The organism is Microbacterium sp. HMWF026, from assembly GCF_003061325.1.
GTDB classification, from domain to species: domain Bacteria; phylum Actinomycetota; class Actinomycetes; order Actinomycetales; family Microbacteriaceae; genus Microbacterium; species Microbacterium testaceum_E.
The window spans coordinates 1-10294 of sequence record NZ_QAJB01000142.1; the positions used below are offsets into that span (position 1 = coordinate 1).

Genomic DNA, 10294 nt, shown 5'->3' on the forward strand with positions numbered 1-10294 from the left:
CTGGGGTCCGCGGCATCCGATTCGCTGGCGGGGCTCGGGCGCGCGCCCCTCGCCGCCGGCGATCTGCTGAGCCTCGGTCGGCCCGCCGGTGCCGTCCCCGTCGTCGACGCGTTCCCGTGGACGGTGCCGCCCGCGCGCGTCGACGTCCCCGTCGGCGAGGGCCCGCGCGCCGACTGGTTCGCCCCCTCGGCGTGGCAGACCCTGACGCGCGCGAGCTGGACGGTGTCGTCGCGCGCCGACCGGGTCGGCATCCGGCTCGACGGACCGGTACTCGACCGCCTCCGCCACCACGAGCTGCCGAGCGAGGCGATGCGCCCCGGCGCGATCCAGGTGCCGCCGCACGGTCGCCCCGTCGTCCTGCTGGCCGACGGTCCGGTGACCGGTGGGTACCCCGTGATCGGAGTGGTTCCGGATGCCGCTCTCGATGCCCTCGCGCAGGTGCGTCCGGGTGATCACGTGCGGTTCCGGGGCCGCTGACGCGGTCGGTCGGGGGAATGCCGGGCGGGCGCACGCGGTTATACCGCAGGTCCGCAGACGCGTCAAGAATTGGACTGGACACGGCGAGTCCTCCCGCGTATGCTTGGACTTTGCGCTCCTCGATTCCCCCTGCCCTCATATGGTGGTCGGCTGAGCCTGTCCGTCCCCGCTTCACCGCGGCGTGCGACGAGCAGGTTTTCGGGGCAGGAACGCACTCCACCTGACGACAAGGAATCACGAGCCCCTCGCCCGGGCTTCTGGAGGTTATTCCCTTGGCTGCTGCGAGCAACGCATCCACCACCACCACCCCCAAGAGCGGACGCGGAGCATCCCGCCTCTCGTTCGCGAAGATCTCCGACAAGCTGACCGTTCCCGATCTGCTGGCCCTGCAGACCGAGTCGTTCGACTGGCTCGTCGGTAACGAGGCCTGGAAGGCGCGCGTCGCCGAGGCCCAGGCCGCCGGTCGCACCGACGTGCCCGAGATCAGCGGTCTGGAAGAGATCTTCGAAGAGATCTCCCCGATCGAGGACCTGAGCGAGACCATGCAGCTCTCGTTCACCAACCCCTACCTCGAGCCCGAGAAGTACTCGATCGAAGAGTGCAAGGAGCGCGGCAAGACGTACGCGGCCCCGCTCTACGTCGAGGCCGAGTTCATGAACCACCAGACCGGTGAGATCAAGACCCAGACGGTCTTCATGGGCGACTTCCCGCTCCAGACCGACAAGGGCACGTTCATCATCAACGGCACCGAGCGCGTCGTGGTGTCCCAGCTCGTGCGCTCGCCCGGTGTCTACTTCGACAAGACGCCCGACAAGACCTCCGACAAGGACATCGTCTCGGCGCGCGTCATCCCCTCGCGCGGTGCCTGGCTCGAGTTCGAGATCGACAAGCGCGACCAGGTCGGCGTGCGCATCGACCGCAAGCGCAAGCAGTCGGTCACCGTCTTCCTCAAGGCCCTCGGCCTGACCAGCGAGGACATCCTCGCCGAGTTCAGCGGCTTCGACTCGATCGAAGAGACGCTGTCGAAGGACACGATCCTCACGAAGGAAGACGCGCTCCGCGACATCTACCGCAAGCTCCGTCCGGGCGAGCAGGTCGCCGCCGAGGCCGCCCGCGCGCTGCTGGACAACTTCTACTTCAACGCCAAGCGCTACGACCTGGCCAAGGTGGGTCGCTACAAGATCAACCAGAAGCTCGGCCTCGACAAGCCGCTCAGCGACTCGGTGCTGACCGTCGACGACATCGTCGCGACCATCAAGTACCTCGTGCGCCTGCACCGCGGCGACGTCACCTTCGACGGCACCCGCAACGGCTCGGCCGCCGAGATCCGTCTCGACACCGACGACATCGACAACTTCGGCAACCGTCGTATCCGCGCCGTCGGCGAGCTGATCCAGAACCAGGTCCGCACCGGTCTGTCGCGCATGGAGCGCGTTGTCCGCGAGCGCATGACCACGCAGGACATCGAGGCGATCACGCCCCAGACCCTGATCAACGTGCGCCCCGTCGTCGCCGCGATCAAGGAGTTCTTCGGAACCTCGCAGCTGTCGCAGTTCATGGACCAGAACAACCCGCTCGCGGGTCTGACCCACAAGCGCCGCCTGTCGGCCCTGGGTCCCGGTGGTCTGTCGCGTGAGCGTGCCGGCGTCGAGGTCCGTGACGTCCACCCCTCGCACTACGGCCGCATGTGCCCCATCGAGACGCCCGAAGGCCCGAACATCGGTCTGATCGGCTCGCTCGCGTCGTTCGCGCGCATCAACGCGTTCGGCTTCATCGAGACGCCGTACCGCCGCGTCGTCGACGGCCGCGTGACCGACACGATCGACTACCTCACCGCCAGCGAAGAGAGCGACCACATCGTCGCTCAGGCCGGTGTGGCCCTGCAGGCCGACGGCCACTTCGTCGAGGACCGCATCCTCGCCCGCCGCGGTCAGGGTGGCGAGGTCGACCTGTTCCCCGTCGACGAGATCGGCTACATGGACGTCTCGCCGCGCCAGATGGTGTCGGTGGCGACCTCGCTCATCCCGTTCCTCGAGCACGACGACGCCAACCGCGCCCTCATGGGTGCGAACATGCAGCGCCAGGCCGTGCCGCTCGTGCGCAGCGAGTCGCCCGTCGTGGGTACCGGTATGGAGGGCTTCGCGGCCATCGACGCCGGTGACGTCGTCACCGCCGACAAGGCCGGTGTGGTGCTCGAGGTCTCGGCCGACGTCGTGACCATCCAGCTCGACGAGGGCGGCACGCAGGACTACTTCCTGCGCAAGTTCGACCGCTCGAACCAGGGCACCTCGTACAACCAGCGCGTGGTCGTCTCGGCCGGAGAGCGCATCGAGGCCGGCGAGGTCATCGCCGATGGTCCCGCGACCGAGAACGGCGAGCTCGCCCTCGGAAAGAACCTCCTCGTCGCGTTCATGACGTGGGAGGGTCACAACTTCGAGGACGCCATCATCCTCAGCCAGGACCTCGTGAAGGACGACACGCTGTCGTCGATCCACATCGAGGAGTACGAGGTCGACGCGCGCGACACCAAGCTCGGTAAAGAGGAGATCACCCGTGACCTCCCCAACGTCAGCCCCGACCTGCTGAAGGACCTCGACGACCGCGGCATCATCCGCATCGGCGCCGAGGTGCGTCCCGGCGACATCCTCGTCGGCAAGGTCACGCCCAAGGGCGAGACCGAGCTGAGCGCCGAGGAGCGCCTGCTCCGCGCGATCTTCAACGAGAAGAGCCGCGAAGTCCGTGACACCTCGCTGAAGGTGCCCCACGGCGAGCAGGGCACGATCATCGCCGTCAAGGAGTTCAACGCCGAGGACGGCGACGACGAGCTCGGCTCGGGCGTCAACCGTCGCGTCGTGGTCTACATCGCCCAGAAGCGCAAGATCACCGAGGGCGACAAGCTCGCCGGCCGCCACGGCAACAAGGGCGTCATCGCCAAGATCCTCCCGATCGAGGACATGCCCTTCCTGCCCGACGGCACGCCGGTCGACATCATCCTCAACCCCCTCGGTATCCCCGGTCGAATGAACTTCGGTCAGGTCCTCGAACTCCACCTCGGCTGGATCGCCCAGCAGGGCTGGAAGGTCGAGGGCAACCCCGAGTGGGCCGCCCAGCTGCCCGAGTCGGCCCGCGAGGCCGCCCCCGGCACGAAGGTCGCGACCCCGGTGTTCGACGGTGCCTTCGAGGCCGAGATCGCGGGTCTGCTCGACTCGACGATCCCGAACCGCGACGGCGACCGCATGGTCGACTCCTCGGGCAAGACGCTGCTGTTCGACGGTCGCTCCGGCGAGCCGTTCCCGGCGCCCATCTCGGTCGGCTACATGTACATCCTGAAGCTGCACCACCTGGTCGACGACAAGATCCACGCGCGTTCGACGGGCCCCTACTCGATGATCACCCAGCAGCCGCTCGGCGGTAAGGCCCAGTTCGGTGGCCAGCGCTTCGGTGAGATGGAGGTGTGGGCGCTCGAGGCCTACGGTGCCGCGTACGCGCTGCAGGAGCTCCTCACGATCAAGTCCGACGACATCCTCGGCCGCGTCAAGGTGTACGAGGCGATCGTCAAGGGCGAGAACATCCAGGAGCCCGGCATCCCCGAGTCCTTCAAGGTGCTCATGAAGGAGATGCAGTCGCTCTGCCTGAACGTCGAGGTCCTCTCGGCCGATGGCACCGCGGTCAACCTGCGCGACACGGATGACGACGCCTTCCGCGCCGCGGAAGAGCTCGGCATCAACATCTCCAGCCGCTTCGAGTCCTCGTCGATCGACGAGATCTGAGCTTCCAGCTCAGCGACCCAGCTCAGATTTCAGAGAATTCCGACACAGGAGAACCAGTGCTCGAATCAACCACTTTCGATCAGATCCGTATCGGTCTGGCCACCGCCGACGACATCCGTCGTTGGTCCTTCGGTGAGGTCAAGAAGCCCGAGACGATCAACTACCGCACGCTGAAGCCCGAGAAGGACGGTCTCTTCGGCGAGCAGATCTTCGGACCCTCCCGCGACTGGGAGTGCGCCTGCGGCAAGTACAAGCGCGTGCGCTTCAAGGGCATCGTCTGCGAACGCTGCGGCGTCGAGGTCACCAAGTCCTCGGTCCGTCGCGAGCGCATGGGCCACATCGAGCTCGCCGCGCCCGTCACGCACATCTGGTACTTCAAGGGCGTGCCCTCGCGCCTGGGCTACCTGCTCGACATGGCGCCGAAGGACCTCGAGAAGGTCATCTACTTCGCCGCCTACATGGTCATCTCGGTCGACGAGGATGCTCGTCACCGCGACCTGGCCACGCAGGAGAACAACATCCGTCTCGAGCTGAAGACGCTCGGCGACCGCCGCGATGCCCGCATCGCCGCGCGCCTGGCCAAGCTCGAGGAGGAGCTCGCCGCCCTCGAGGCGGAGGGCGCCAAGGCCGACCAGAAGAAGAAGGTCAAGGACGCCGCCGAGAAGGACATGACGGCGGCCCGCAAGAACGCGGACGAGCAGATCGCCAAGCTCGAGCGCGTGTGGGAGGACTTCCGCACGCTCGAGGTCGGCGCCCTCAAGCCCGAGGACGACGTCTTCCACGAGCTCCAGGACCGTTTCGGTCAGTACTTCGAGGCCCACATGGGCGCGGAGTCGATCAAGCGTCGCCTCGAGACCTTCGACCTGCAGGCCGAGGCCGACAGCCTCCACCTGCAGATCTCCGAGGGCAAGGGCCAGCGCAAGATCCGTGCGATCAAGCGCCTCAAGGTCGTCAACTCGTTCCTGCAGACCGGCATGTCGCCGGCCTCGATGGTGCTCGACGTCGTTCCGGTGATCCCGCCGGAGCTGCGCCCGATGGTGCAGCTGGACGGTGGCCGCTTCGCGACCTCCGACCTGAACGACCTCTACCGTCGTGTGATCAACCGCAACAACCGCCTCCGTCGCCTGATCGACCTCGGTGCCCCCGAGATCATCGTCAACAACGAGAAGCGCATGCTGCAGGAGGCCGTCGACGCGCTGTTCGACAACGGCCGCCGTGGTCGCCCCGTCACCGGTACCGGCAACCGCGCCCTGAAGTCCCTGAGCGACATGCTCAAGGGAAAGCAGGGTCGCTTCCGCCAGAACCTGCTCGGAAAGCGCGTGGACTACTCGGGCCGTTCCGTCATCATCGTCGGACCCCAGCTCAAGCTCCACCAGTGCGGTCTGCCCAAGCAGATGGCTCTCGAGCTGTTCAAGCCGTTCGTGATCAAGCGCCTGATCGACCTCGGTCACTCGCAGAACATCAAGGCCGCCAAGCGCGCCGTCGAGCGCTACCGCCCCGAGGTCTGGGACGTGCTCGAAGAGATCATCCGCGAGCGTCCCGTGCTGCTGAACCGTGCACCCACCCTGCACCGTCTCGGCATCCAGGCGTTCGAGCCCCAGCTCGTCGAGGGCAAGGCGATCCAGCTGCACCCGCTCGTGTGCGCGGCGTTCAACGCCGACTTCGACGGTGACCAGATGGCCGTCCACCTGCCGCTCTCGGTCGAGGCCCAGGCCGAGGCCCGCGTGCTGATGCTCGCCTCGAACAACATCCTCAAGCCGTCGGACGGCCGTCCGGTGACCCTGCCCTCGCAGGACATGATCATCGGTCTGCACCACCTCACCACCCTCAAGGAGGGTGCCGTGGGCGAGGGCCGTGCGTTCGGTTCGGTGGGCGAGGCGATCCTGGCCAAGGACGAGGGCACCCTCGACCTGCAGGCCAAGGCGCGCATCCGCATCCCCGGCCTGACCTTCCTCGAGGGCCAGGCTCCCGAGGGCTACGAGACCCACGGTCTCGTGGACGCCTCGCTCGGCCAGGCGATCTTCAACGACACGCTCCCCAAGGGCTACCCGTTCGTGCGCGAGCAGGCCGACAAGGGCAAGCTGTCGCAGATCGTCAACAAGCTCGCCGAGGAGTACCCCAAGGTGGAGGTCGCGGCATCCCTCGACCGCATCAAGGACGCCGGCTTCTACTGGGCCACCCGTTCGGGTGTCACGGTGGCGCTGAGCGACATCCTCACCCCGCCGAACAAGGCGGAGATCGTCGCCGGCTACGAGAAGCAGGCCGCGAAGGTCCAGGGCCAGTACGAGAAGGGTCTCACCACCGACGCCGAGCGTCGTCAGGAGCTCATCAAGATCTGGACCGAGGCCACCGACGAGGTCCAGAAGGCGATGCGGGACAACTTCCCGGCCGACAACACCATCAACCGCATGGTCTCGTCGGGCGCCCGTGGTAACTGGCTGCAGATCCGCAACATCGCGGGTATGCGTGGTCTGGTGAACAACCCCAAGGGTGAGATCATCCCGCGTCCGATCATCTCCTCGTACCGCGAGGGCCTGTCGGTCGCCGAGTACTTCATCGCCACGCACGGTGCCCGCAAGGGTCTGGCCGACACGGCCCTGCGTACGGCCGACTCGGGTTACCTCACGCGTCGTCTGGTCGACGTCTCGCAGGATGTCATCATCCGCGAGGAGGACTGCGGCACGTCGAAGGGCCTCGAGCTCCCGATCGCCGCGGCCGACTCGACCGGTTCGCTGGTCAAGGACGCCAACGTCGAGAACTCGGTGTTCGCCCGTACGCTCGCCACGGCGGTCGTCGACGCGCAGGGCACCGTGCTGGCCGAGGCCGGCGACGACGTGGGCGACGTGCTCATCGACAAGCTGGTCGCCGGTGGCGTCGAGACGATCAAGGTCCGCTCCGTGCTGACCTGCGACTCGGCCGTCGGCGTCTGCGCGAAGTGCTACGGCCGTTCGCTCGCGACCGGCAAGATCGTCGACATCGGCGAGGCCGTCGGCATCATCGCGGCCCAGTCGATCGGTGAGCCCGGTACCCAGCTGACGATGCGTACCTTCCACACCGGTGGTTCCGCGTCGGCCGACGACATCACGCAGGGTCTGCCCCGCGTGCAGGAGCTGTTCGAGGCCCGTACCCCCAAGGGTGCGTCCCCGATCGCCGAGGCCGACGGTCGCATCACCATCGACGAGACCGACAAGGCCAAGAAGGTCATCCTCACGCCCGACAACGGTGACGAGCCGGTGGTCTACCCCGTCCTGAAGCGCGCGACGCTCCTGGTCGAGGACGGCCAGCACGTCTCGGTCGGCGAGCCCCTCCAGGTCGGAACGCTCGACCCCAAGGAGGTCATGCGCGTGCAGGGTGCCCGCGAGGTGCAGAAGTACCTCGTCAACGGCGTCCAGGGCGTGTACCGCTCGCAGGGTGTGCCGATCCACGACAAGCACATCGAGGTCATCGTCCGTCAGATGCTCCGCAAGGTCACCGTCGTCGACCACGGCGACACCGACCTGCTGCCCGGTGAGCTGGTGGACTTCAAGCGCTACCAGACCATCAACCGCGAGACGGTCGGCGAGGGCAAGCGCCCCGCGTCGGGTCGTCCCGAGCTGATGGGTATCACGAAGGCGTCGCTCGCGACCGAGTCGTGGCTGTCGGCGGCGTCGTTCCAGGAGACGACCCGCGTCCTGACGCAGGCGGCCATGGAGGGCAAGAGCGACCCGCTCGTCGGCCTGAAAGAGAACGTCATCATCGGAAAGCTCATCCCCGCCGGAACCGGACTTGCGAAGTACCGCAACGTCACGGTCGAGGCGACGGAAGAGGCCAAGAGCGAGCGGTACCCCAACCGCATCTTCGCCTCGGACGGCGCGTACAGCGACGCCGACCTGAGCTACGTCGACTTCGACAGCTTCTCGACGGACGACTTCACGCCCGGCACGTACAACTGATCGAGGGAGGGAGCAGCTCGTCCGGCTCCCTCCTGATCCGGGATGCCATATCCCCGATCCTTCGAAGGCCCCCGGCTCGCGCCGGGGGCCTTCGTCGTGTCCGCGCGGTGACGATCGGGCGTCGAGCGGGGTCCGGCGGCGTGTCGGGAGCGGGTCCGGGCGGGGGAGTTCCCCTACCGTGGATGTGGAGGAACGCATGGCCCGGATCGGTGGACGCAGCCTATGGCTGGCATGGCCGGCGGGGCTGTTCTGCGTGGCGGCGGTCGCGGCGATGGTGGTGCTCGCCGTTCCCGGCGTCCCCGGTGCGGTCGCGTTCGTGGGCGACACCCTGCGCGCCGCCAGCGCTCCGGTCCCGGCGGACCAGGGCACACCTCCCACCCCCGCGGCGGACTGCCGTCACCTGTACTCGCAGCCGCTGTGGTCCTCGCTCGTGTGGTCGCCCGAGGCGTTGCTGTCGCAGCGCCGCACGCCGCCCGCCTCGACCCCCGAGGCTGCCGCGGCGGCCGCCCCCACGGTGGTCGTGACGTGCCACTGGCGCGGCGAGGGTGGTCGCTCCCTCGAGACGACGGTGTCGACGGTGGCGCCCGAGGCGGTCGCCGCGGTCACGTCCACGTTGGCGTCGCAGGGCTTCGCGTGCACGACCGCCGCCGACGTCCAGCACTGCGAGCGCTCGACGGCGGACGTCACCGAGGTGCACGACCTGCGCGGCGATCGATGGGTGTCATCGACCCTCGTGGGGTGGATGCCGACCGACTACGCCGCGGTGGTGGCATCCCACGCCTTCTTCGGCCGCTGACGCGCGCTGTGCTCGGTCGACCGGCCGAACCGTCGTCCGCCGAGCCGCGGGGCGGAGCGGCGGGTTCAGCCGAAGATCGACGCGATGATGCTGCCGGTGTAGCCGGTCGGGGCGAGGTTGGAGTACTGGGTGTCGATCAGCACATCGTCGCGCCAATAGAGCGTGCGCCCGTCGTTGACGGGATACGCGTCGTTGATCCACGTCTTCTCGCAGCGGGTGCCGGCGTCGGGCGTGTAGCAGCTGAAGCCCTGCGTCGTGACGAGCTCGTTGAGCATGTCGAGGGCCGGGCCGCGGTCCATTCGCGAGATGGTCGTGGTCAAGCCCGTGGTGTCGGCGGCGGGATCGCGCCAGATGCAGATGAGGGACCCGTCGGACTGGACGCCGGACGGTCCGAGCGACGGGTCGTTCAGCGGTGTCGTCCCCAGTTGCGCGAGCACGTCGGCCGAGAGCATGGCCTTGCAGTCGGCGGGCAGGCGCACCGCTGTCGCCGTCTGCGTGATGGTCGGGATGGGCGTCGGGCTCGTCGAGACGACGGGGGCCGACGCCGCGGGAGCGGCCTCGTCGGCGTCCGGCGCGCAGGCGCTCAGCGCGATCGCCGCGGTCGCGGCGAGGACGATCGCGGCCGACGTGCGAAGCGGGGGACGGGCCATGGGAACACCCTAAGCCGAGGGGCCGACACGGTCGAGACGCAGATCCGACGGCACGCCTCCCCGATGGGTCGCCCTTCCCGGGATAGCCTGACGCCGCTAGCACCGCGTGAGGAGATCCCATGAGCGACCACCAGTCGTACGGCGACCCCGTCGCTGAACCCAAGGACTCGTACGGCGACCCCGTCGCCGAGCCGAAAGACGAGGCGCACGACGTCGTCGGTCGCGCCCACGAGGGTCTCGCCGACGCCGAGGCGGCTCGCCGCGACGCCGTCGACCCGCAGGCCGCCGAAGCCGCCTGGGACGAGCGCGAGGAGCACGAGCGTCGGTCCGAGGCCGCCGTCACCGAGCGCCGCGACCACGCCGCCCCCGTCGTGCACGACGCCTCGCCGGTCGAGCCGCGCAGCGCCACGACCTCGGTCGGGTCGTCGTCGGTCGACCTCGACGACGAGGACGCCCGCTGGGCCGCATACGCCGCCTCCGCGGAGCCGGAGCACGCGCAGACCTCGGACGCCACCGATGCCGACACCCGCCGGTACGACACCGCGCAGCACGACGACGCCCGCACGACGGCGGCCCCCGTCGCCGGTGCCGCCGTCGCCGGGGCGGGAGCCGCTGCGGCGGCCACCGCCGCCCACGACGAGCCGACGCGCGCGTACGGCGGCGCCCAGC

The 10294-nt window shown here is 68.4% G+C and carries 4 protein-coding genes and 2 pseudogenes; 5 read left to right on the plus strand and 1 reads right to left on the minus strand.

The features are described from left to right. From DBR36_RS06250 to DBR36_RS06265, 4 genes and pseudogenes are all read left to right on the plus strand, one after another. Positions 1–477 (plus strand): annotated as a pseudogene (locus DBR36_RS06250) (allophanate hydrolase); the annotation flags it as partial. A gap of 272 nt (positions 478–749) precedes the next feature. Continuing rightward, the gene (locus DBR36_RS06255) at positions 750–4247 is read left to right on the plus strand and encodes a DNA-directed RNA polymerase subunit beta (protein ID WP_108318053.1); all 3498 of its coding nucleotides are present in this window, start codon (positions 750–752) and stop codon (positions 4245–4247) included. Between the two features lie 56 nt (positions 4248–4303). After that, the gene (gene rpoC, locus DBR36_RS06260) at positions 4304–8179 is read left to right on the plus strand and encodes a DNA-directed RNA polymerase subunit beta' (protein ID WP_108318054.1); all 3876 of its coding nucleotides are present in this window, start codon (positions 4304–4306) and stop codon (positions 8177–8179) included. A gap of 196 nt (positions 8180–8375) precedes the next feature. Then, positions 8376–8975: a hypothetical protein gene (locus tag DBR36_RS06265; protein ID WP_108318055.1), complete on the plus strand. Its 600-nt coding sequence runs from the start codon at positions 8376–8378 to the stop codon at positions 8973–8975. Positions 8976–9040: 65 nt separating this feature from the next. On the opposite strand, the gene DBR36_RS06270 is transcribed toward DBR36_RS06265, so the two are convergent. Continuing rightward, positions 9041–9625 (minus strand): hypothetical protein, encoded by a 585-nt coding sequence (locus tag DBR36_RS06270; protein WP_108318056.1) that lies wholly within the window; start codon positions 9623–9625, stop codon positions 9041–9043. 119 nt (positions 9626–9744) lie between these two features. Here DBR36_RS06270 and DBR36_RS06275 point away from each other — a divergent pair. After that, positions 9745–10294 (plus strand): annotated as a pseudogene (locus tag DBR36_RS06275) (hypothetical protein); the annotation flags it as partial.

Excerpts from the sequence above, each read along its gene's own strand:
- DBR36_RS06270 (WP_108318056.1), bottom strand. The coding sequence starts at position 9,625 with ATGGCCCGTCCCCCGCTTCGCACGTCGGCCGCGATCGTCCTCGCCGCG.
- DBR36_RS06265 (WP_108318055.1), top strand. The coding sequence starts at position 8,376 with ATGGCCCGGATCGGTGGACGCAGCCTATGGCTGGCATGGCCGGCGGGG.